The 23,281-nt window shown below is 59.7% G+C and carries 21 protein-coding genes and 3 tRNA genes; 17 read left to right on the plus strand and 7 right to left on the minus strand.

Translation table 11 applies throughout. The features are described 5' to 3' along the window. Window positions 1-324: 324 nt before the first annotated feature. Entirely contained in the window at window positions 325-648 is a 324-nt protein-coding gene (locus tag N1937_RS07270; RefSeq protein ID WP_260058101.1) for a hypothetical protein, read from the minus strand. Window positions 649-768: 120 nt separating this feature from the next. Here N1937_RS07270 and N1937_RS07275 point away from each other — a divergent pair, with 120 nt between their 5' ends. The 4 genes from N1937_RS07275 (at window position 769) to N1937_RS07290 (ending at window position 5,352) form a co-directional block, all read left to right on the plus strand. Continuing rightward, the gene (locus N1937_RS07275; protein ID WP_170280119.1) at window positions 769-1,197 is read left to right on the plus strand and encodes a CoA-binding protein; all 429 of its coding nucleotides are present in this window, start codon (window positions 769-771) and stop codon (window positions 1,195-1,197) included. 117 nt (window positions 1,198-1,314) lie between these two features. Then, window positions 1,315-2,598: an O-acetylhomoserine aminocarboxypropyltransferase gene (locus N1937_RS07280; protein ID WP_260058102.1), complete on the plus strand. Its 1,284-nt coding sequence runs from the start codon at window positions 1,315-1,317 to the stop codon at window positions 2,596-2,598. 23 nt (window positions 2,599-2,621) lie between these two features. Beyond that, window positions 2,622-2,966 (plus strand): cupin domain-containing protein, encoded by a 345-nt coding sequence (locus N1937_RS07285; protein WP_162117228.1) that lies wholly within the window; start codon window positions 2,622-2,624, stop codon window positions 2,964-2,966. 256 nt (window positions 2,967-3,222) lie between these two features. Beyond that, window positions 3,223-5,352, plus strand: a complete 2,130-nt coding sequence (locus N1937_RS07290) for a bifunctional diguanylate cyclase/phosphodiesterase (protein ID WP_260058103.1) — start codon at window positions 3,223-3,225, stop codon at window positions 5,350-5,352. Window positions 5,353-5,588: 236 nt separating this feature from the next. On the opposite strand, the gene N1937_RS07295 is transcribed toward N1937_RS07290, so the two are convergent. Both N1937_RS07295 and N1937_RS07300 read right to left on the minus strand, forming a co-directional pair. Beyond that, the gene (locus N1937_RS07295; protein ID WP_260058104.1) at window positions 5,589-6,833 is read right to left on the minus strand and encodes a cytochrome P450; all 1,245 of its coding nucleotides are present in this window, start codon (window positions 6,831-6,833) and stop codon (window positions 5,589-5,591) included. 59 nt (window positions 6,834-6,892) lie between these two features. Then, the gene (locus N1937_RS07300) at window positions 6,893-8,146 is read right to left on the minus strand and encodes a sensor domain-containing diguanylate cyclase (RefSeq protein WP_260058105.1); all 1,254 of its coding nucleotides are present in this window, start codon (window positions 8,144-8,146) and stop codon (window positions 6,893-6,895) included. A 465-nt stretch (window positions 8,147-8,611) separates the two neighbouring features. Between N1937_RS07300 and clpP the strand changes: the two genes are divergently transcribed. From clpP to N1937_RS07325, 5 genes are all read left to right on the plus strand, one after another. Beyond that, window positions 8,612-9,241, plus strand: coding sequence for an ATP-dependent Clp endopeptidase proteolytic subunit ClpP (gene clpP / locus N1937_RS07305; RefSeq protein ID WP_017963838.1), 630 nt, complete (start codon window positions 8,612-8,614; stop codon window positions 9,239-9,241). Between the two features lie 303 nt (window positions 9,242-9,544). Beyond that, window positions 9,545-10,822 carry an ATP-dependent Clp protease ATP-binding subunit ClpX gene (gene clpX, locus N1937_RS07310; protein WP_017963839.1) on the plus strand — a complete coding sequence of 426 codons (1,278 nt, stop codon included), beginning with the start codon at window positions 9,545-9,547 and terminating at the stop codon, window positions 10,820-10,822. A gap of 400 nt (window positions 10,823-11,222) precedes the next feature. Then, window positions 11,223-13,640, plus strand: a complete 2,418-nt coding sequence (gene lon, locus N1937_RS07315; protein WP_170256797.1) for an endopeptidase La — start codon at window positions 11,223-11,225, stop codon at window positions 13,638-13,640. 206 nt (window positions 13,641-13,846) lie between these two features. Further along, window positions 13,847-14,122, plus strand: a complete 276-nt coding sequence (gene hupB / locus N1937_RS07320) for a DNA-binding protein HupB (protein ID WP_003558438.1) — start codon at window positions 13,847-13,849, stop codon at window positions 14,120-14,122. 212 nt (window positions 14,123-14,334) lie between these two features. Continuing rightward, entirely contained in the window at window positions 14,335-16,533 is a 2,199-nt protein-coding gene (locus N1937_RS07325; RefSeq protein ID WP_260058106.1) for an esterase-like activity of phytase family protein, read from the plus strand. Window positions 16,534-16,751: 218 nt separating this feature from the next. On the opposite strand, the gene N1937_RS07330 is transcribed toward N1937_RS07325, so the two are convergent. Beyond that, the gene (locus N1937_RS07330) at window positions 16,752-17,738 is read right to left on the minus strand and encodes an aldo/keto reductase (RefSeq protein WP_260058107.1); all 987 of its coding nucleotides are present in this window, start codon (window positions 17,736-17,738) and stop codon (window positions 16,752-16,754) included. 233 nt (window positions 17,739-17,971) lie between these two features. On the opposite strand from N1937_RS07330, the gene N1937_RS07335 reads away from it, so the two are divergent. Next, on the plus strand, window positions 17,972-18,373 hold the full coding sequence (locus N1937_RS07335) for a (R)-mandelonitrile lyase (protein ID WP_260058108.1): 402 nt from the start codon (window positions 17,972-17,974) through the stop codon (window positions 18,371-18,373). On the opposite strand, the gene N1937_RS07340 is transcribed toward N1937_RS07335, so the two are convergent. Then, complete coding sequence (locus N1937_RS07340; RefSeq protein ID WP_260058109.1) at window positions 18,374-18,979, minus strand: class I SAM-dependent methyltransferase; 606 nt, start codon at window positions 18,977-18,979, stop codon at window positions 18,374-18,376. A 163-nt stretch (window positions 18,980-19,142) separates the two neighbouring features. Between N1937_RS07340 and N1937_RS07345 the strand changes: the two genes are divergently transcribed. Together N1937_RS07345 and N1937_RS07350 are read left to right on the plus strand one after the other, a co-directional pair. Beyond that, window positions 19,143-19,496 (plus strand): hypothetical protein, encoded by a 354-nt coding sequence (locus N1937_RS07345; protein WP_222384764.1) that lies wholly within the window; start codon window positions 19,143-19,145, stop codon window positions 19,494-19,496. Between the two features lie 132 nt (window positions 19,497-19,628). Further along, entirely contained in the window at window positions 19,629-20,177 is a 549-nt protein-coding gene (locus tag N1937_RS07350) for a glutathione peroxidase (RefSeq protein ID WP_026154112.1), read from the plus strand. Between the two features lie 60 nt (window positions 20,178-20,237). Here N1937_RS07350 and N1937_RS07355 read toward each other — a convergent pair whose 3' ends face one another. Together N1937_RS07355 and N1937_RS07360 are read right to left on the minus strand one after the other, a co-directional pair. After that, window positions 20,238-20,636, minus strand: coding sequence for a hypothetical protein (locus N1937_RS07355; protein WP_260058110.1), 399 nt, complete (start codon window positions 20,634-20,636; stop codon window positions 20,238-20,240). Window positions 20,637-20,736: 100 nt separating this feature from the next. Then, window positions 20,737-20,812: transfer RNA gene (locus N1937_RS07360), tRNA-Val, on the minus strand. A 404-nt stretch (window positions 20,813-21,216) separates the two neighbouring features. Here N1937_RS07360 and N1937_RS07365 point away from each other — a divergent pair. From N1937_RS07365 to N1937_RS07385, 5 genes are all read left to right on the plus strand, one after another. Next, window positions 21,217-21,293 (plus strand) — tRNA-Asp (locus N1937_RS07365). 84 nt (window positions 21,294-21,377) lie between these two features. Next, window positions 21,378-21,454 (plus strand) — tRNA-Asp (locus N1937_RS07370). A gap of 246 nt (window positions 21,455-21,700) precedes the next feature. Further along, window positions 21,701-22,066, plus strand: coding sequence for an NADH-quinone oxidoreductase subunit A (locus N1937_RS07375; protein ID WP_010055493.1), 366 nt, complete (start codon window positions 21,701-21,703; stop codon window positions 22,064-22,066). After that, entirely contained in the window at window positions 22,057-22,641 is a 585-nt protein-coding gene (locus N1937_RS07380; RefSeq protein WP_003547368.1) for a NuoB/complex I 20 kDa subunit family protein, read from the plus strand. Before N1937_RS07375 ends, N1937_RS07380 begins: the two co-directional genes overlap by 10 nt. A gap of 18 nt (window positions 22,642-22,659) precedes the next feature. Further along, window positions 22,660-23,262, plus strand: a complete 603-nt coding sequence (locus N1937_RS07385; protein ID WP_017963848.1) for an NADH-quinone oxidoreductase subunit C — start codon at window positions 22,660-22,662, stop codon at window positions 23,260-23,262. The last annotated feature ends 19 nt before the right edge of the window (window positions 23,263-23,281 follow it).

A 23,281-nucleotide genomic window follows, 5' to 3' on the forward strand; every position in this document is an offset into this window, starting at 1 on the left:
CAATGGTGGAGCATTGCGGCAATTTTTGCGTGCGCGCGATATACGTTCAATCCACGCGATGCTTTCAACTATGAGATGTTTCTAATGGATGAGGGAACAAATGGCGGAATTACCGCGAACAGAAAGAGAAAATATCTTCGGGAATTCGGGAGGCGGTTATTCTATGCTGCTGAAATATAGACATTATTCTATAGCTTTGACATACAGGAAAATTAAAGCCTTTGGTTGTGCAATCTTCAAGAAATCGCAGCGCGGAATTGAGCTCAGGCCTTTCGCAAGCGCGAAAGACATACAGTTTAGGCGACTGTCACGACGGCGAAAAAATCAAAGCTGATGATGCGGAACGAAGAGCATCCCGTCAAGGTTGTCTATGCTCTGGCAGTTCAGTACCTGGCAGCGGGGATTGTCTTTCGAGGGGATATGCGTCCATTCGGCATAATCGGTCGCGTCGCAATAATTGCTGTTGCGGACATAGCGATCAAAGAGCGGCAAGCCACGCGAGGACTGATAGCGGAAGATGACGGCGCCTTGATTATGGATGGCAGCGCGCACGCTGGCACAGATCATGGCGAGCGGATTGTAACGCAAGATGGCCAGCGCCGGCGATGCGGCTAGCACGAGCATGAGGGCAAGAGCGATTTTTTTCATCGAATCATCCTCAGGGAGTAGCCAACTCATATATACGAAAGAGACACACCGCCGGTTTCATGAAAAGGCAAAAAAACATGTCGGCTGTGCCGAAGGGCTTTCGGGAATGGAGAAGCGGACATGAATCACGACGCCTACACGGATGAATACCTCGCCGGAATTCTGCATTCGGTAAAAACCATCGCGCTGACCGGCGCTTCGCCCAATCCGGCCCGGCCGAGCAACGGCGTCATGGGCTATCTGCTGTCGCGTGGATACGAGGTCATTCCTGTCAATCCGGGGCAGGCGGGCAAACAGATCCAGGGCCGTACCGTTTATGCCCGGCTCGCCGATATTCCCGTGCCGATTGACATGGTCGACGTATTTCGCGCCTCCGAATATCTGGATGGTGTCGTCGAGGAGGCGCTGGTGCTGAAGCCGCTGCCGAAGATCATCTGGGCCCAGCTTGGCGTCCGCGACGATGCGGCTGCGGCAAAGGCGGAGGCTGCCGGCATCCAGGTCGTGATGAACCGCTGCCCTGCGATCGAGTATCCTCGTCTTATTGCCTGAGTTGCGGTCTGCTGAGATGGATTTTCCACCGAACGCCCATGGGTTGAAACGGATCGCGGTTAACTTTCGTAAGCGACAGGCTATGATCCCGCCCGTCAGCAACAACGGGAGGACGACATGGCCAAAAATGATCCGGGATTCAACACGTTGGCGATTCATGCCGGCGCACAGCCCGACCCGACGACCGGGGCGCGGGTAACGCCGATCTACCAGACGACCGCTTTCATCTTCAATGATTCCGATCATGCCGCCGCCCTCTTCGGTCTGCAGGCCTTCGGCAACATCTACACCCGCATCATGAACCCGACGCAGGCCGTGCTTGAGGAGCGCGTCGCAGCGCTAGAGGGCGGCACGGCAGCCCTTGCCGTCGCTTCCGGCCATGCGGCACAGGTGATCGTCTTCCACAACATCATGCGCCCCGGCGAGAATTTCATCGCTGCCCGCCAGCTCTATGGCGGCTCGGTCAATCAGTTCGGCCATGCCTTCGAGAATTTTGGCTGGCAGGTGCGTTGGGCCGATGCCGCCGATCCGACAAGCTTCGAAAGCCAGATCGACGACAAGACACGCGGCATCTTCATCGAAAGCCTGGCCAATCCCGGCGGCACCTTCGTTGATATCGCGGCGATTGCCGACGTCGCACATCGCCACGGCCTGCCGCTGATCGTCGACAATACGATGGCGACACCCTATCTCATCCGCCCGATCGAGCACGGTGCCGACATCGTCGTGCATTCACTGACCAAGTTTCTCGGCGGCCACGGCAATTCCATGGGCGGCCTCATCGTCGACGGCGGCACCTTCGACTGGTCGAAATCCGGCAATTACCCGATGCTGTCGAGCCCGCGGCCGGAATATAACGGCATGGTGCTACACGCGACCTTCGGCAATTTCGCCTTCGCGATCGCTGCACGCGTGCTTGGCCTGCGCGACCTCGGGCCGGCGATCTCGCCCTTCAATGCCTTCCTGATCCTGACCGGCATCGAGACGCTGCCGCTCAGAATGCAGCGCCACAGCGACAATGCGACCGCCGTCGCCAAATGGCTGAAGGCACACAGCAAGATCGCCTGGGTGAATTATGCCGGCCTCGACGACGACCCGAACCACGCCCTGCAGCAGCGCTACTCGCCGAAGGGCGCCGGCTCCGTCTTCACCTTCGGCCTCAAGGGCGGCTACGAGGCGGGCAAGACGCTGGTCGAGGGGCTGGAGCTCTTCTCCCATCTTGCCAATATCGGCGATACCCGTTCGCTCGTCATTCATCCGGCCTCGACGACGCACCGGCAGTTAACCGACGAGCAGAGGATCGCTGCCGGCGCCGGGCCAGACGTCGTGCGCCTCTCCGTCGGCATCGAGGACGTCAAGGACATCATAGCCGATCTCGAACAGGCATTGTCCAAGATCTGAGATCAGAGGGATCTACGGCGACCATGACAAATTTCATCACCTTCGATATCGACGGCGTCGAACCCGAGTTCGGCGCCCCGGAGCCCGGCCGGATCATTTCCGGCGATCCGCATTTCCGCACATGGAATCTGGAGGAAGCCGAAGGCGGCCTCTATTCCGGCATTTGGGAGGCGACGCCGGGCAAGTGGCGGATCACCTACGAGGAATGGGAATATTTCAGTCTGCTGTCCGGCCATTCGATCGTGACGGAGGATGGCGGTGAACCGGTTCATCTGAAGACGGGCGACCGGATGATCCTCAAGCCCGGCTTCAAGGGAACGTGGGAAGTCGTTGAAACGACTCGCAAGGATTATGTGATCAAGGTTTGAGCGGAGGGCGAACGAAGCCGAGCCTGTCCCGTTTTCGGCTTCGCCTTTGTCGTCACTTTCACGGCGGTGCTCCGCAACGGCAAGCGGGCAACGACGGTGTTCGTGACGCGTTATCCCGGATTGAAATGCTTTTAACCAATCCCATTAATCGCGCCTACATCGACAAATGCTAAACCTTATCTGCAGCGCATTGCGGACATGATGTCTCCTGCCGTCCCACAGACATGGCCTTGCAATTAATCTTTCCGGAATTTGCATGTCGTCGAATCTTGCAGGTAGGTACGTTCGCACCCAGACGTCTTCCATCATCGCAACAACGGTCTTCTTCCTTGTCGTCGCCCTCGTACTGACCGGCCTGGTGGCACATGTCGTCGTTACGATGACCCGGTCTGCGAACGAAATCGATGATGCCAGGGCCAATCGCGCCGCCCGCGCGGCAATCGGTGCGTTTGTCAGTCGCCTGAGCGCGACAACGACGGATAATGCCGTATGGGATGATGCCTATAGCGCTGTCTCATCTTCGGCTGCCGCGGATTGGGCCTATGAGAATTGGGGGAAAACCAGCGAGGATTACGCGCTCTATGATGGCGCGATCGTGATTGGCCCTGATCGGTCTTCGATCGTCTCGGCCTATGCCAAAGGCAAGCCCTTCCAGCCGAGCGCGTTTTTCGGGCAAGGTTTTTATCAGCAGATCAATGTGGCTGCCGATCCGGAGCGGGCGCCAGTGATCAATTTCATCAAGACCGAAAACGGTATCGCTCTGATCGCATCGCAGGCAATCCAGCCTTTCCAAGCGACCGCGGAGCTTCCGAAGCTTAGCACGCTGAGTTTCTACAAGGAATTTACATCGGAAGTTATCGACACGCTTTCGAATGAACATGAACTTGAAGGCTTGCGACTTGAGACGACGCCGAAGCCTGAGTTCCTGAACACGCCGATCACCGACATGAAGGGGGCCGTCATCGGCTATCTCGTCTGGCCCAGCAAAGCGCCGGGAAGCGCCGTGTTTCATCAGGTGTACCCCTATGTTGCAGCCGCTATCGTCATCCTCGCGCTGTTTCTAATCGGCGTTCTGCTGGTTGGCGCCTCCGAGGCGCGGCGCCTGCGCCAATTGGCGCAAACAGCGATTTTCGAAGCCGACCACGATAGCCTGAGCGGTCTGTTGAACAGACACGGGCTTCTCAACCTGTTGGAAGGGCTGGAAAATTCGGCCTCTTCGCCACATCGGCTCTATCTGGTCGACCTTGATGGCTTCAAGGCCGTCAACGATGCCTGGGGCCATGCGGTGGGGGACGATTTGATCCGGCTGGTCTCGAAGGCGCTAGCCGCCTGCCACCCCGAGATCATTGCCACGGCGCGGCTCGGGGGCGATGAATTTGCGCTGGTGCACGTCGGTTCTGCCACGCGCGGAGAGATGGAAAAGACCATTCTGGCGCTGTTTGCCGAGCCCTTCAAAATCGACGGACGAACGATCGAGGTTGGCGCAAGCATCGGCGCTGCTGCCCGCAGCGGCGACGTCCCGCCCTTGGAGCTGCTCCGCAGAGCGGACATGGCCCTCTATCGTGCCAAGGCAAATGGTCGGGGCCAGGCGATCGAATACGACCCCGAACTGGACCGGGAACGCCAACGGGTCGCCGAACTGGAAGGCCTGTTGAAGAGCGCCATCAGCAGTGGCGCAATCGAAGCCGTTTTCCAACCTCTCGTCTCTGCTTCGACCGGCGCTGTGACCGGTCTTGAAGCACTGGCGCGCTGGCGAACTGCAACCGGAAATATCAGCCCGGAGATTTTCATCCCTCTTGCCGAGAGGTGCGGCCTCATCGATGCGCTCGGCGTTCATATGCTGAGAACATCGATCGAGCACGCCAAGAGCTGGCCCGATCTGGCATTGTCGGTGAACGTTTCGCCAATCCAGCTCTGCAATCCGGAATTTGCCGCTGAAGTGATCTCGGTCCTGCAGGAGCTCGATTTTAATCCCAACCGCCTGACATTGGAAATCACCGAAGGCGTTCTGATGACAAATCCGGATCAGGCCCGGCGGTCGATAGACCAGCTCAAGCATGTCGGCATCAAGTTCGCGCTTGATGACTTTGGCTGCGGCTACGCAAGCATTGGCGCATTGCGGCAGTTCGGGTTCGATCGCATGAAGATCGACCGCTCGCTCGTGTCTGCTCTCGACGAAGACTCAAATGGCGCCGATGTTCTGCGGGCAACCATCTCGCTCGCGACCGCGCTGCGGGTTCCCGTGACCGCGGAAGGGATCGAGACTGCTCGCCAGGCGGCGATCTTGCGCGATGCCGGCTGCGATCAGCTTCAAGGATATCTGATGGGAAAGCCTATGTCGGCATATGACATATCCAGCAGGCTGTTAGAAGAGTCAGCCGCATGATGCCGCCAAGGTCGTGGCATAGACTCGGTGTTGATGGCTCGTTACCGGCGTTCCAGCAGAGCGGTGACCGCTGAACGTGACTCCCTTTCACTCGCTGCCGGACGTCTTCACCGTTAACCGGTAACATTTGTCCTGCTGCCAGTCGCTGAAGGTCAAGCGCACGGAAGACTATACCGGCCGTTACGGCTGATCCGCAATCCCGGGATCGCTTCAGCGATGCCCGAAGGAGGAATCGATCACCATTGCAGATCCAGCCGGTCTAGCCCGTGGAAATGGTAGACGTCCTTGACCACGGGTGTCTTTGCCAGCTTGAGTCCGGCCAGCCGTTCGAACAGGATCGGCAGCACGACGTTGAGCTCCAGCCGTGCCAACGGCGCGCCGATGCAGAAATGGATGCCGGCGCCGAAGGAGAGGTTCGCCGCTTCGTTACGACCAGGCAGGAAGGTCAGCGGATCGGTGAATTTCGTCGGGTCGAGATTGGCGGCGGCGAGGATGAGGCTCACCTTGTCGCCGCGCTTGAAGGAGACCCCGTCGATTTCGGCTGGCTCCAGCGCCCAGCGCTGGAAGATGTGGACCGGCGCGCAGATGCGCAAGGTTTCCTCTACGGTGCGCTCCGTCGTCGCCTCGTCACGGAAGAGTTCCGCCGGATCGCAGCCGCTGTCGAGGATGGTGCGTACGGAATTGCCGATCTGGTGCACGGTCGCCTCATGCCCGGCATTGAGCAGCACGATCGTTGTCGAGACGAGCTCCTCTTCGGTCAGATACTGACCCTTGTGCTCGGTATGGATCATGTGGGTCAGCAGGTCGTCGCGCGGTTCGGTGCGGCGTTCTGTGATGACCGTTTTGACGTAGTCGGAAAATTCCTTCGCCGCCCGTTCGGCCTCGTCCTCCTGCTCGCGCGTACGGCCGAACATGTACATGCGGACATAGGCGTGCGACCAGGCGAGAAGTTGCGGTCCCATCTCTTCGGGAATACCGATCATCCGGGCAATCATCGTCACCGGGATGATGTCGGCAAAGGCCGAGAGCAGCTCGACCTCACGCTTCTCCGCGAAACCGTCGATCAGCCGATTGGCGAGTTCGGCAAGCTCCGGTTTCATCTTCTCGACATGGCGGGAAACGAAGGCGCGGTTGACGAGCGTACGCAGCCGCGTGTGCTCCGGCGGTTCGAGTTCGAGCAGGGAATAACGTTCCGAGAGATCGAAACTGGCAAGATGCGGCATCGGCTCGGCAAGGCAGAGCTCCTCGCGGCTGGCGATATGCAGGATCTGCCGGCCAAAGCGGCGGTCGCGCAGCAGACCGTTCACATGGTCGTAACCCGTGAAGAACCACTGCTTCTGCTCAAGCCAGTAGAAGGTCGGGCAATGGGCGTGAAGGGCCGCATAGACGGCATTCGGGTTACTGTAGAAGGCCGGGTTGCGGCCGTCCAGAGAGACATGACGGTTGGCGCGGTCGATCGAGAGAAAGGATGGGATCATCATGCCCCGAGGCTTAGCGGATTTGGTAAGCCTCGAAAAGATGTGGGGAGAGGGATCCCGGACTACCCGGCCCGCGACAGTGTGCCCATGCGTCGCAGCGCCTCGACCTGGTCGTCGACCGTCGGTACGAGTTCGCCGGCGGTGCTTGGCGGCGCAGCCGGGGCAGGGGCCGCGGCCTCCGCTTCGCCGAAGGTGACCGTGCAGTTGCGGCCGGCGGCCTTCGCCGCATAGAGCGCCCGGTCGGCAGCCGAGATCAGCTTGTCGATATTGGCTTCGATCGAGGAGGCGAGCGCGATGCCGATGCTGACCGTGACCGGAACGATAGCTTCGCCGGTGCTGACGGGAAGACTGCAGAATTCGGTGCGGATCGCTTCGGCGATCGCCTCGGCTTCCGTCTGGTCCGTGACCGCGGCGAAGGCGGCGAATTCCTCGCCGCCCATGCGGCCGAAGATGTTGTTTGGAATATACTGGCGGGCCATCCGCGCGAATGCGGTCAGCACCGCGTCGCCGGACTGGTGGCCGAAACGGTCGTTGACCCGCTTGAAATGGTCGAGATCGAAAAGCATGACCGCGACCTGGCGCCGGTCGTCATGGGCCTTTTCCTGGGTGGCGTCGAAATAGCCGAGCAGGCCGCGGCGGTTGAGCACGCCGGTCAGCGAATCGGTCAGGGTGAGCGCACGCAGGTGCCGTTCGGAACGCTCCATGATCAGCCGGCAGGTGAACGCGAACGCGATGGTGAGCAGGAAGGCGCTGGCCATGGCGGAAACGCCGCCGAGATTCGTCGCTTCGATATCGCTTGGCATCGTCAGCGCCATCATCAGCGCCGAGCCGAAGCACAGGCAGCCCTGGAGGACGAACACGCCCATCAGCTTACGGCGGGTACGCTCGCGGCGCATGTCGCCGGCGGCGACCGCCATTGCAAGTGCCGTCGCACCCGTCGCCGAAGCAAGGTTATAGAGCACCACCCGGTTTGAATAATCGCTGTTGACCCAGGGCAGGAAGACCCCGGCGAGCCAGATTGCCGGCGGCAGCAGCGCCCACCATTCGATCCGCTTGCGGTCGAGCGCCAGAAAACCCGCCACCCAGGCGCTCTGGCCGAGCAAGGCGATGGCGTTGCCCGCCTCTACGGAAAGCACGCTGGGGATTTCGCCGCGCAGCGCGACCATCGCAAAGCCAATGCCGGTCAGGAGGAAGCCCAAGCCCCAATAGAGATAGGCCTCGTTCCTGACGTTGTGGCGCCAGGCGACGAACAGCACCAAAGCGAGCGTCATGGCCTCTGAACACCAGATGGCGAGACCTGTAGCAATATTGAACACGGCAGCAACCCCTTGTCTGTCCGCTCTTTTCTGTTGGCTTGCATCCTTGCCGAGGAAGCTCGCCACTTCCTTAATGTCGCTGCGCTGCGGCATTGTTTTGGGCCGATATCTGCCGGTAGGCTTTCCGTTGGGTAAACGTGCATGAGTATTATCGAATAGAGTAAGCCTTCCTTCATCCTGCCATGGAGAAAAGATGGGGGAGATCAGGCCGAGGGCTCGCCGTTAACAGGCGTTTGGGGGAAAGAGGCTACCAGGAGCCGAAACTTAATGCATGTCGGTCGGAAGTGTGCAGCGGTTCCGGGATAGCGACATGCATGAAGAAGGCGCTAAAGCCGCTTGGCCCCGCCTTCTTAACGTTATCCTCATGCGTGTCTTGAAGAGGAGGGCCGGGACACTCTATGTAGGGGTAAGATATTTTTCTTTGATTCCCGGCGCCGGCCGGCGAGACGCTGACAAAGGACGCACATGAGAAACCCAGTCGATACCGCAATGGCCCTCGTGCCGATGGTCGTGGAACAGACCAACCGCGGTGAACGCTCCTACGACATCTATTCCCGTCTGTTGAAGGAACGCATCATCTTCCTTACGGGTGCCGTCGAAGACCATATGGCAACGCTCGTCTGCGCCCAGCTGCTCTTCCTCGAGGCCGAAAACCCGAAGAAGGAAATCGCCCTCTACATCAATTCGCCCGGTGGCGTCGTCACCGCCGGCATGGCGATCTACGATACGATGCAGTTCATCAAGCCCGCGGTTTCGACGCTCTGCATCGGCCAGGCCGCATCCATGGGCTCGCTGCTGCTGGCGGCCGGCCACCAGGACATGCGCTTTGCGACGCCGAATTCCCGCATCATGGTGCACCAGCCCTCGGGCGGCTTCCAGGGGCAGGCCTCGGACATCGAGCGGCACGCCCGCGACATCCTCAAAATGAAGCGCCGCCTGAACGAGGTCTACGTCAAGCACACCGGCCGGACCTACGAGGAAGTTGAAAAGACGCTCGATCGTGACCATTTCATGGATGCGGACGAAGCGCAGAGCTGGGGCGTGATCGACAAGGTTCTGACGTCGCGCCTCGAAATGGAAGGCGAACAGGCCTAGTAATTAATAGGGATGGTGTTTTCCTCGCCACAGTTCTATCCCATTTGTGATTGAACAAGGGCTTTCATCCGGCGACGAAGACGCTAATAGTAACTATTAATGCTATGTTGAATTTTTATGACATAGCATTCGGTATTCGAAGGGGAATTCGTTGCCGCCGGAACCCGGACATGATTGGTTGGGGCCGGTTCGTACCCCCTGAAGCCCTTCTCGGCAAAGGCTCCGGAAACGGAGTGCCGCCAGGAGCTGATAGAGTGGACCGCGATTTCGCCTTGAAATGCGGCGTGCTGGAAGGAAAATGATATGAGCAAGGTCAGCGGCAGCAACGGCGGCGACTCCAAGAACACTCTCTATTGTTCGTTCTGCGGAAAGAGCCAGCACGAAGTCCGGAAACTGATTGCCGGACCGACCGTCTTCATCTGCGATGAATGCGTCGAATTGTGCATGGACATCATCCGCGAGGAGAACAAATCCTCGATGGTCAAGTCCCGCGACGGCGTTCCGACGCCCCAGGACATCATCAAGGTCCTCGACGAATACGTCATCGGCCAGCGGCAGGCGAAGAAGATCTTGTCGGTTGCCGTTCACAACCACTACAAGCGCCTGGCGCACGCCTCCAAGAACGGCGAAGTCGAATTGGCGAAGTCGAACATCATGCTCGTCGGTCCGACCGGCTGCGGCAAGACCTATCTTGCCCAGACGCTCGCCCGTATTATCGACGTTCCCTTCACGATGGCCGATGCGACGACGCTGACCGAGGCCGGTTATGTTGGCGAGGATGTCGAAAACATCATCCTGAAGCTCCTTCAGTCGGCCGACTACAATGTCGAGCGTGCGCAGCGCGGCATCGTCTACATCGACGAAGTCGACAAGATTTCGCGCAAGTCTGACAACCCGTCGATCACCCGCGACGTCTCGGGCGAGGGCGTGCAGCAGGCGCTGCTGAAGATAATGGAAGGCACGGTTGCTTCCGTTCCGCCGCAGGGCGGCCGCAAGCACCCGCAGCAGGAATTCCTGCAGGTCGACACAACAAACATTCTGTTCATCTGTGGCGGCGCCTTCGCTGGCCTCGACAAGATCATTTCGGCTCGCGGCGAGAAGACCTCGATCGGCTTTGGCGCCACCGTCAAGTCCCAGGACGACCGTCGCGTCGGCGAGGTCCTGCGCGAACTGGAGCCGGAAGATCTGGTCAAGTTCGGCCTCATCCCGGAATTCATCGGCCGTCTGCCGGTTCTGGCGACGCTCGAGGACCTCGACGAGGACGCACTGATCCAGATCCTGTCCGAGCCGAAGAACGCGCTGATCAAGCAGTATCAGCGGCTGTTCGAGATGGAGGATGTGGAACTGAACTTCCATGAGGACGCTCTGCGTGAAATCGCCCGTAAGGCGATCGTGCGCAAGACCGGCGCCCGCGGCCTTCGCTCGATCATGGAGAAGATCCTGCTCGACACGATGTTCGAACTGCCGACGCTGGAAGGCGTGCGCGAGGTCGTCATATCAGAGGAAGTGGTGCGCGGTTCGGCCCGTCCGCTTTACATCTATGCCGATCGCCAGGAAGAAAAGGCAAACGCTTCGGCGTGAGCTTGATGGCTTTCGTGTGATTATTTTGGGGGCTTGCCATAGGCAGGCCCCTTTCTATTTGAAAAACCATGCGAGGCGCTGTTAGTATTTGCCGGTGGGAACCGAAGTTGCTTTTGCCGATGTTGCGCAAGGTTCGTGCCTGGCAATGATGCAATGATCCGTAAGTCTCTTGCTGGCGTTTGCATTTAGCCGGGTCGGAAGTGGTAAGCGCCGGTCCAGCCACACGCGTCATAGTGTTGGCGTTCCGTTGTAATAAAGCTGTCACATCCGAGGGACGCGGGCGTTGGCGTGCTTGAAAAGCGTAGTCAGAACCTCCACTTGTAGGAACAAGTGAGATTGCCGGCCGGTCCCAAGCGGCCGTGCAGAGAGCCCGGCAACGGGACGATGGAAAGGACATAAAATGACGAAGAAAACGTCTGTAGCGACCAGCACTGCCTACCCTGTTCTGCCCCTGCGCGACATCGTGGTTTTCCCGCATATGATCGTGCCGCTATTCGTGGGACGGGAAAAGTCGATCCGTGCGCTCGAAGAGGTCATGGGTTCCGACAAGCAGATCATGCTGGTGACACAGATCAACGCCAGCGACGACGATCCGGATCCTTCCGCGATCCACAATGTCGGCACCGTGGCGAACGTGTTGCAGCTCTTGAAGCTGCCCGACGGCACCGTGAAGGTTCTGGTGGAGGGCCGCGCCCGCGCCGAGATCGACACCTATACCAGCCGCGAGGATTTCTATGAGGCGCTCGGCCATGTGCTCGAGGAGCCGCATGACGATCCGGTCGAGCTGGAAGCCCTGTCGCGTTCGGTCGTCTCCGAATTCGAGAGCTACGTGAAGCTCAACAAGAAGATTTCACCTGAAGTGGTCGGCGCCGCCAGCCAGATCGACGACTATTCCAAGCTCGCCGATACGGTCGCTTCGCATCTGTCGATCAAGATCACCGAGAAGCAGGAGATGCTGGAGACCACCAGCGTCAAGCAGCGCCTCGAAAAAGCCCTCGGCTTCATGGAAGGCGAGATCTCGGTCCTGCAGGTCGAAAAGCGGATCCGCTCGCGCGTCAAGCGCCAGATGGAGAAGACCCAGCGCGAATACTACCTCAATGAACAGATGAAGGCGATCCAGAAGGAACTCGGCGACGGCGAGGAAGGCCGCGACGAGATGAGCGAACTGGAAGAGCGCATCTCCAAGACCAAGCTGTCCAAGGAAGCCCGTGAAAAGGCCGATGCGGAGCTGAAGAAGCTGCGCCAGATGAGCCCGATGTCGGCGGAAGCCACCGTCGTGCGCAATTATCTGGACTGGCTGCTCGGCATTCCCTGGGGCAAGAAGTCGAAGATCAAGGCCGATCTCAACAATGCCGAGAAGATCCTCGAAGCCGATCACTTCGGTCTCGATAAGGTCAAGGAGCGCATCGTCGAATATCTGGCCGTGCAGGCCCGTGCCACCAAGATCAAAGGCCCGATCCTCTGCCTCGTCGGTCCTCCGGGTGTCGGCAAGACTTCGCTTGCCCAGTCGATTGCCAAGGCGACCGGCCGTGAGTATGTCCGCATGGCACTTGGCGGCGTTCGTGACGAAGCCGAAATCCGCGGTCACCGCCGCACCTATATCGGCTCGATGCCTGGCAAGGTCATCCAGTCGATGAAGAAGGCGAAGAAGTCCAACCCGCTCTTCCTGCTCGACGAGATCGACAAGCTCGGCCAGGACTATCGCGGCGATCCGTCCTCGGCCCTGCTCGAAGTGCTCGATCCGGCACAGAACATGACCTTCATGGACCACTATCTGGAAGTCGAATACGACCTGTCGGATGTGATGTTCATCACGACGGCGAATACGCTGAATATTCCAGCGCCCCTGATGGACCGCATGGAGATCATCCGTATCGCCGGCTACACCGAGGATGAAAAGCGCGAAATCGCCAAGCGGCATCTGCTGCCGAAGGCCATCAAGGAACATGCGTTGCAGCCGGAAGAATTCTCGGTCAGCGACGACGCCCTGATGGCGATCAGCCAGCAGTACACCCGCGAAGCCGGCGTCCGCAACTTCGAACGCGAACTGATGAAACTCGCCCGCAAGGCGGTCACCGAGATCATCAAGGGCAAGACGAAGTCCGTTCATGTGACGGCTGCCAACATCTCCGACTATCTGGGCGTCCCGCGCTTCCGCCATGGCGAAGCCGAGGGCGAGGATCAGGTCGGCGTCGTGACCGGTCTTGCCTGGACGGAAGTCGGTGGCGAACTGCTGACCATCGAAGGCGTGATGATGCCGGGCAAGGGCCGCATGACGGTCACCGGCAATCTGAAGGAAGTCATGAAGGAATCGATCTCAGCAGCGGCCTCCTATGTCCGCTCGCGCGCTGTCGATTTCGGCATCGAGCCGCCGCGCTTCGACAAGAGCGACATCCACGTGCACGTGCCGGAAGGCGCGACGCCGAAGGATGGCCCCTCGGCCGGCGTCGCCATGGCAACCGCGATCGTCTCGATCATGACCGGCATTCCGGTGGACAGGCATGTGGCCATGACTGGTGAAATCACCCTTCGTGGCCGTGTGCTGCCGATCGGTGGTCTCAAGGAAAAGCTGCTCGCAGCGCTTCGCGGCGGCATCAAGAAGGTGCTGATTCCGGAGGAAAACGCCAAGGACCTGGCGGAGATTCCTGATAACGTGAAGAACAACATGGAGATCATCCCGGTATCCCGCATGGGCGAGGTGATCAAGCATGCGCTGATCCGGCGGCCGGAGCCGATCGAATGGGATGGTACGGTGGAAACGCCGGTCATCGCAACGGTCGAAGGCCTCGATGAGACAGGCGCAACCATAGCGCATTGAGTGGCCTTTGCCACATTTATGCCCCATTGGGACAAAACACGGAAAAAGGCTGGCGGAAACGCCAGCCTTTTTTGTGAAAACGTCATGTAGACGCTTGCTTTTCCTTGATTTGCAGGGCTTTTGGGTTTTCGGCGGGCCTGATGAAACCTATTCTGCGCCTAGCTTACTTTTGAGTCGTTTCATACCATTTAGAAAGGGGTGGAAACATGAACAAGAATGAACTCGTGTCCGCAGTAGCCGAAAAGGCAGGACTGACGAAGTCTGACGCGGCTTCCGCTGTTGACGCGGTTTTCGACGTTGTCCAGGCTGAGCTCAAGAACAAGGGCGACATCCGCCTCGCGGGTTTCGGCAGCTTCACCGTTTCTCATCGTGCCGCAACGAAGGGCCGTAATCCGTCAACGGGCGCTGAAGTCGACATTCCGGCTCGCAACGTGCCGAAATTCACGCCCGGCAAGGGCCTGAAGGACGCCGTCAACGGCTGATCTGAGATTATCCACCAGTCGGAAACGAGACCGGCTGTGCAGGATTTGAGAGGGGTTCGGCTTTGCCGGACCCCTTTTGCTTGGCGGTCGGTGCGAAGCGAGCGGACAATCGCCTGACGTGATCAGGTGCAAAATGCCGCATCTGTCATGCCTGTGTCATGCCGCTCCCCCAGAAGACCTATGTTTCGAATGTTCGATACATGGGGGATTTCATGACAATTTCATCGCGCAAGGCAGCGCTTGCTGCCGTGCTTCTCGCATCCGTTGCTTTTCCGGCCGCGGCCGAACCGGTTTTCAACCGCATCGCCTCCTTTCCGGTTGCGGCGAACCTGCCGGCCGACAAGGACAAGCTGTCGGCGAGCTCCGCAGAAATCATCACCGCGACCGGCGACGGCAACACGCTGATCTATAGCGACAGCCCGCTCGGCGCGATCGGCTTCATCGACATTACCGACGCCAAGGCACCGAAGGCCGGCGGCGCGGTGATGATGGACGGCGAGCCGACATCGGTCACCTCCAGCGCCGGCAAGGCGCTCGTTGCTGTCAACACCTCCGAAAGCAAGGCGAAGCCCTCGGGCCGTCTCGCGATCGTCGACGTGGCGACCAAGAAGATCGAGAGCACCTGCGATCTCGGCGGCCAGCCGGATTCGATCGCCCTCAACAAGGACAAGACGCTCGGCGCCATCGCAATCGAAAACGAGCGCGACGAAGACGTCAATGACGGCAAGATCCCGCAAATGCCGGCCGGCGACCTCGTCGTCTTCCAGGTCAAGAACGGCACCGTCGACTGCGGCACCATCAAGCACGTGGCGCTGACCGGGCTTACTGGCGTCGCCCCTGAAGATCCGGAGCCGGAATTCGTCGCCTTCAACGGCCTGAACGAAATTGCCCTGACGCTGCAGGAGAACAATGAGATCGTCATCATCGACGCCAACACGGCTGACGTGAAGACGCATTTTTCCGCCGGCAGCGTCGATCTCTCCGGTATCGACACCAAGCGTGACGGCGCCCTGAAATTCTCGGGCGAAGCCAAGGGCGTGCTGCGCGAGCCCGACGCCGTGAAGTGGCTGGACGACAACCGCCTCGTCGTCGCCAATGAAGGCGACTACCAGGGCGGCTCGCGCGGTTTCACCATCTTCGACAAGACGGGCAAGCTTCTCTACGAATCAGGCGCATCTTTCGAACGCGCCGTTGCCCATATCGGCCACTATCCGGAAAGCCGTTCGGGATCGAAGGGCGTCGAGCCCGAAGGCCTTGAAGCCGCCAAGTTCGGCGATGAGCAGTATTTCTTTCTGCTCGCCGAGCGTGCCTCGGTCGTCGGCGTCTACAAAGATACCGGCGCTGATCCCGAACTCGTCCAGCTCCTGCCGTCCGGCATTTCGCCGGAAGGTGCGATCGCCATTCCCGCGCGTAATCTTCTTGCGACCGCCAACGAACTCGACCTCGGCAAGGACGGCGGCGCGCGTTCGCATGTGATGATCTACGAGCGCTCGGAAGGCGAGAAGGCCTATCCGCAGATCGTCTCTGCCGAAAAGGACGGCAATCCGATCGGCTTCGCAGCCCTTTCGGGTCTCGCCGCCGTTCCGGGCAAGCCGGGCATGCTCTACGCGGTAAGCGACAGCGTTCTGGGCTCGCAGCCGACGATCTACACGATCGACGCCAGCGAGAAGCCGGCCGTCATCACCGACGCCCTCGTCGTCAAGCGTGACGGTGCCCCAGCCCAGAAGCTCGACATCGAAGGCATCGCGGCTGCCGCCGATGGCTCCTTCTGGCTCGCCTCGGAAGGCTACAGCGAGCGTCTCGTTCCGCACGCGCTCTATAACGTCAATGCCAAGGGTGACATCAAGGCCGAGATCGCCCTGCCGAAGGAGCTCGTCGCCAACGAAATCCGCTACGGCTTCGAAGGCGTGACCATTATCGGCACCGGCGACGACACCACGCTCTGGATGGCGGTCCAGCGCGAGTGGAGCGACGATGAGAAGGGCTTCGTCAAGCTCATCTCCTACAATCCGAAGAAGAAGGAATGGGGTGCCGTTCGCTATCCGCTCGACGAGACGGAAAGCGGCTGGGTCGGCCTGTCGGAAATCTCGGCTCAAGGCGACAGCGTCTACATCATCGAGCGCGACAACCTCGTCGGCGATGCCGCCAGGCTGAAGAAGCTCTACAAGATCGCGATATCGGACCTGAAGCCCGCCAAGCTCGGCGGTGAGTTGCCGGTCGTCAAGAAGACCGAAGCGCACGACTTCCTCGGCGAGCTGAAGTCTGCCACCAACGGCTATGTGCTGGACAAGCTTGAAGGCTTCACTTTCGACGCGTCGGGCAAGCCCTACGCGGTCACCGACAATGACGGCGTCAGCGACTCCTCCGGCGAGACCCTGTTCTTCCCGGTCGATCTGACCGCGACAAACTGAAAGCCGCCCCTCACCCTAGCCCTCTCCCCGTAAAAACGGGGAGAGGGGACGTGCCATGCGAAAGCTCGGCGTGGGACGGAGAGGTCGCGGCTCAGTCCCTTCGCCCCGCGAGCGGGGGTCCGAAGGACGGGTCGAGACCTGTGGCTCGACCCCGGTCAGTGGCGGCAGCCGGATGAGGGGCCATCTGGCCTCCCCAGCAAAGAACCAGCGTTCCATCCCTACCAGCGCTGATGCACATGCGGCGCGATCAGCCGCTCGTAGATCTCGCGCGTTGCTGCCATGACATCGGCCGACAGCGGCGCAAGGTCAGCGGCCGCCGCGTTGGCCCTGGCTTGCTCGCCATTGCGGGCACCGGGGATGACGACGGTGACCGCATCACTCATCAGGATCCAGCGGAGCGCGAAGGCGGCCATGGTCGCGCCCGCGGGTACCAGCTTGCGCACCTCTTCCACCGCCTGCAGGCCGACCTCGAACGGCACGCCGGCAAAGGTCTCGCCGACATCGAAGGCTTCGCCATTGCGGTTGAAATTGCGGTGGTCGTCGCTGGCAAAGTGCGTGTCCCGGGTGATCTTGCCGGAGAGAAGACCGCTTGCGAGCGGGACGCGGGCGATGATTGCCACATTCCTGCGGCGCGCTTCCTGGAAGAACAAATGGTCGGGGCGCTGGCGGAAGATGTTGTAGATGATCTGGATGCTGACGACGCCGGGATATTCGATCGCCTTCAGCCCGTCTTCGACCTTTTCGACGCTGACGCCGTAACCCTTGATCTTGCCGGCCTTCTGCAGTGCGTTCAGGCCCTCGAAGACCTCTGGTTGGTAAAGCACCTCGCGCGGCGGGCAGTGGAGCTGCACGAGGTCGAGGCTGTCGACGGCAAGATTCGTCAGGCTGCGGTCGATGAAGCCTTCGAGATTAGCCTTGGTGTAGCCTTCGGCGACATGCGGGTTGAGGCGACGGCCCGCCTTGGTGGCAACCATCGGCCGTTCGCCGCCGCGCGTCTTCAACACGTCGGCAATGATTTTTTCCGAGCGGCCGTCGCCATAGACATCCGCCGTGTCGATGAATGTCATGCCGGCATCGAGCGCGGCATTCAGCGCCGCGCGTCCGTCGGCCTCGCTGATGTCGCCCCAGGAGCCGCCGATCTGCCAGGCGCCGAAGCCGACGTTGGTGACGGTGAAGGACATGCGGCCAAAAGCATGGTGTTTCATGAAAAAATCCTCCCTACTGCATGTCGCCGGAAGTGCGGGGACAACGACATGCATAAAACAAAGAGCCAAAGCGCGTCGCATGATTCAAGCAGGATGCAACGCGCTGATGAAAGACACTGGCACTATCAGCCGGGCGACTCCGCGGCAATTGCCGATCAGGCTTTGATTGGTCGCCCCGATGAAATATCGTTCTGCTACAAGGCTTCAACCGCATGGATGGAAAAGGACAGATCATGGAGATCAAACCCGCCGGCTCTCGCCCCTCGACGAAGCCACCGGCCGACTATTTCACCGGCGCCGTTCGTCAGGATCCGCTGATGGAGACGCCGGCGCCTGCACGGGCGAGGGCGGTCTCCGTCACCTTCGAACCCAGCGCCCGCACGGCCTGGCATATACATCCGCTCGGCCAGACGCTGATCGTGACATCAGGCAAGGGCCTCGCCCAGAGCTGGGGTGGGGAGATCCGCGAGATCCGCGCCGGCGATACCGTCTGGTTCGCGCCGGGCGAAAAACATTGGCATGGTGCTGCCCCGGACACGGCGATGACGCACATCGCCATTCATGAGGCGCTGGACGGCAATCACGTCGACTGGATGGAAAAGGTCAGCGACGAGCAATATTCCGGCAAGGCCTGATTAGAGCCGCTTCAGGCAATAGGAAAAATGCGCGTGCGATTCGACCGTCAGGAACTCGAATTGCCAGCCGTAATCCTTGCAGAATTTGGTGACCGCCTCGACGACGCCATAGACGATCGGCTTAACCGTATTGCCGGTGCAGAAATCATGCCCGGCAATACGCCCCGTGCGCTTCACCTTCTTTTCGCAGAGCAGCAATTCCTGCCAGGTCAGCTCGAAGGAATGATCGGTATCGATATAGGCCCAGTCGAGGAAATCGTCCGCGAATTCGGCAAGCTTCTCAAGCGATGTACCTTGCATCAAATGCAGTCGGCCGGCCTCAATCTCGGCCGCGAAATTCGTGTGGATCGCGTCGAGCCCGGAGCTGTAGCGATCCATCGACCAGGGATCGATGAGGTAGAGCTCTGCCGGGCGATTCTTTTCCAGGATCTCCACCGTATATTCGCCGAAGGCTGCTCCCACCTCGACGCCGATGCCGCCGTTCGGAATCCGATAGAGCAGTTCGCCACGATCCGGCAGCAGCCGGGCGTTTTCCATGTGGTGGGCGCTGAGCGGGGTGCGCGGCATGCTCGCCCGGAGCGCCTGCCTTTCTTCACGTGTCTTCATCTTGATCCCGGGATTGCGGGCGACTGACGGCCCTGATGCGGTTTGACGGGAAGGTAGGAGCAGCTGGCACCGATGACAACCGCATGACAGAATTTGCTTCTTTCGAACAAACCGCTAAGTTCCATCTGTGAACTGACGAAAAAGCCTCGGGAGGAGCGATTTCATGAGACGCATGTGGCCTGAAGAATTCAACGCCATCATCAGCGGAGCTGAGGAGGTGATGTTGGAAACACCAGCCGAAGCCGGCGAAGCGCCGCTGCAGCGCAAGGCGCTGAAGGCGCGAATCAGCATGCAGGATTACGAGCGGATCTGGCCGCTCGCCGAGATGCGCTTCCGGCTTGGCGAAAGAGATGGCAAGGCCATCACGCTGATTACCACCAACCCCCACTATCACCCCTGGCACCCGAAGGACGGCGGCAGCGTCGATTCCGTGTCGGAAAGTGGCCGCCATTACAAGACGGATTATCTCGTCGTGCACTTCCTGCTCGACGACGTGAAGGAAACGTCTCCCGCCTGAGGTGCTGAGGCCCGGTGCGGCCGTAAGCCGCACCGGCGTCCTGTGGAAGCCAAGTTGATCCCGACGCTGATGACAACAGCGGCGATATCGCTAAGCTTGGCGAAACATATCCTTACGAAATTGGAGGTTCCCGTGACGGGCAATGTGCTGGATATCCCGGTCAAGACTGTGGATGGTCGTGAGACCACGCTCAACGAATACAAGGGCAGGGTGCTCTTGGTGGTCAATGTCGCCTCGAAATGCGGTCTCACGCCACAATATGAGGGGCTGGAAAAGCTCTATGGGGAAAAGCGCGAGCGCGGCTTCGTCATCGCCGCCTTTCCCGCTAACGACTTCAAGGGTCAGGAGCCCGGCACCGACGCCGAGATCCTCGATTTCTGCACCAGCACCTACGACGTCACCTTCCCGATCTTCTCGAAGATCTCGGTCAAGGGCGAAGCCCAGCATCCGCTTTACCGGCAACTGACCAAGTCGGGTGTCGCGACAACGGGTGACGGCCCGATGCGAGAACGCCTGAAATCCCATGGGCTGACAGGCGGAGATGAGGACGACATCCTCTGGAACTTCGAAAAATTCCTGATCGGCCGCGACGGCAAAGTCGCCGCCCGCTTCGCGCCTGACGTGACGGCGGATGATTCGCGGCTGGTTTCGGCGGTGGAGAAAGAACTGGCGAAGAGATGAAAATGGTGGGCGATGAGTGCCCGTTGACGGCGAGGCATGCCCACCGCCCAAATCACGCTATCACTTCTGCGTTAGTGAAAATGAGAAAGCGCATCGGGCGCCATTCACAAATGAAACGCGGTTTTGGAAAAACGAAAACGTATATTTATCACCGCTTTGACCGCTGTCTCTGAAAGATGCGGGGAATCGGCTGATTGTGCTTAAGACGCCGCGCTGGCTGGTTTTCTTGATTTCCAGGCTGCAGGCTGAATTGTCGGCATCGACGGAAAAAATAATCGGCAGATCTGACGGCATTCTCAGGAGATAGGTCCTGGCTTCACGCGCCGGGGTTTCTCCCGAGGTCTTGATCTTCTGGTCCCCGGCAGACAGGAAAACCTCTTGCGCCGGCTCTTTGGCAATGCACGGCGGCGCAGCCACGCCGGCGAGAAGCAGCGTAGAGATAATGGCAACGGTTTTCATGAGATGTCTCCTGACAAAACACCTTGCGCAGATCGTGACCGGATTAGCGAACTAATTCGGAAGCCCAATCTGATGAACAAGCTCCAGGAAATTTCAGAAATGGTGGGCGATGACGGACTCGAACCGCCGACATCCTCGGTGTAAACGAGGCGCTCTACCAACTGAGCTAATCGCCCATCGCAAACGAAGCCGGATCGGCCTGCCGCGTTGGTGGCCGTGATCTATGCGGATCGAGGCAAAACCGCAAGAGTGTTTGTGAAGATTTTTTGATTTTTTTGGTGGTGGTCCCATGTCTTGCAATGCTGCTTAGGCTGGGCTCGGCTGTGGAAAAGTGAGGGGAGGGCGGCGAGCACCCCCGTTACGAAGGCGTTGCGGCTGCGGCTGAGCATCGCTGCGGAAGACCGAAGCGCCGACTTTTGTTCGTCTGGCACCCAACCCGCCGAAACAATTCACGGACTGTCATTGTTTTGTCTCCAAACCTGCTTGACACTAAAAGGCGAACCCCGTAGTTAGCCGCTCATCGAAACGGGCAGCCGTTTTGGAGAGGGTGCGAAGGCATCCGGACTGCTTGAAATGAATTGCGGGTGTAGCTCAGTTGGTTAGAGTGCCGGCCTGTCACGCCGGAGGTCGCGGGTTCGAGCCCCGTCACTCGCGCCATTTCAAGTCTTGTAAAACGCAAATGCGATTTGTCGTTTGTCCGGATTTCCTAATCCTCGCGGCCGTAAAATGGCCGATCAATGCGCGGGTGTAGCTCAGTCGGTTAGAGTGCCGGCCTGTCACGCCGGAGGTCGCGGGTTCGAGCCCCGTCACTCGCGCCATTTCTTCCGAAAGCCATGCAGTTTCCAGTGGTCAGCCATGCGCGCTGAAGCGGCTTGCACGGATTTGTCGCGACATCGTTGCACCTGCTTGATAATGTCCGCGCGACACGCGTCGAATTGCCTCCGTAAAAGTCTTGCGCCGAGGCCTCGGCTGCGCTAACCACGGCTTGTTGCAACGCACATTCGCTTGCCGGGCATTTGCCCAAATGCGCCGCCTGGCGTCACCGGCAAGCAGGGATGAACATGATGACTGAACTGCTCAGTTCTTATATTCCGATCGCTATCTTCATTGCTATTGCGCTCGTTATCGGCCTGGCGCTGCTCATTGCGCCGTTCGCCGTGGCGTTCAAAGCGCCCGATTCGGAAAAGCTCTCGGCTTACGAGTGCGGCTTCAACGCTTTCGACGACGCCCGCATGAAGTTCGACATCCGTTTCTACCTCGTGTCGATCCTCTTCATCATCTTCGACCTCGAAGTCGCCTTCCTCTTTCCCTGGGCCGTGTCTTTCGGCGCCATCGGCTGGTTCGGCTTCTGGTCCATGATGGTCTTCCTTCTCGTGCTGACCATCGGCTTTATCTATGAATGGAAGAAGGGAGCCCTGGAATGGGAGTAGCCCCTGTGAGCAATCAGCCGCTTGTGGCACAGCAGCCGAAGGGGATCATTGATCCCTCGACCGGCAAGCCGATCGGCAGCAACGACCCGTTTTTTGGCGAGATCAACAACGAGCTTGCTGACAAGGGGTTTCTCGTCACCTCGACCGACGAACTGATCAACTGGGCCCGCACCGGCTCGCTGATGTGGATGACCTTCGGCCTTGCCTGTTGCGCCGTCGAGATGATGCAACTGTCGATGCCGCGTTATGACGTCGAGCGCTTCGGTTTTGCGCCGCGCGCCTCGCCGCGCCAGTCCGACGTGATGATCGTCGCCGGCACGCTGACCAACAAGATGGCGCCGGCGCTACGCAAGGTCTACGACCAGATGCCCGAGCCGCGTTATGTCATCTCGATGGGCTCCTGCGCCAATGGCGGCGGCTATTATCACTATTCCTATTCGGTGGTGCGCGGCTGCGACCGCATCGTACCGATCGACATCTACGTGCCGGGCTGTCCCCCCACGGCAGAGGCGCTGCTTTATGGCGTGCTTCTGCTGCAGAAGAAGATCCGGCGTACCGGCACGATCGAACGCTAAGGGTTAAGGACAAGGCATATGAGTGAAGCCCTGACTGAGCTTGCGTCCTACCTTGGCGAAGCGCGCGGCAACCTGATCGCCGCATCGCAGATGAAGTATGGCGAACTGACGCTGACGACGACGGGTGAGAACCTGATCGCCCTGCTGACCTTCCTGCGCGACGACGCCAAATGCGGTTTCGTCAACCTGATCGATATTTGCGGGGTCGATTGGCCGCAGCGCGAGCTGCGTTTCGACGTCGTCTATCACCTGCTGTCGCCGAAGAAGAACCTGCGCATCCGCGTCAAGGTCGCGACCGACGAGGATACGCCGGTTCCGTCGGCCTGCCCGGTCTATCCGGGCGCCGACTGGTTCGAACGCGAGACCTGGGACATGTATGGCGTGCTCTTCACCGGCCATCCGGACCTGCGCCGCATCCTGACCGACTACGGATTCGAAGGCCACCCGCTGCGCAAGGACTTCCCGACGACCGGTTTCGTCGAGGTTCGCTATGACGATGCGGCAAAGCGCGTCGTTTACGAGCCGGTCGAACTGAAACAGGAATTCCGCAATTTCGACTTCATGTCTCCCTGGGAAGGAACGGAATATGTGCTGCCGGGCGATGAGAAGGCGAAGCCGTAGCGGCGAATAGTGAGTAGCG

It is taken from the genome of Rhizobium sp. WSM4643 (assembly GCF_025152745.1).
Classification (GTDB): Bacteria; Pseudomonadota; Alphaproteobacteria; order Rhizobiales; family Rhizobiaceae; genus Rhizobium; species Rhizobium leguminosarum_I.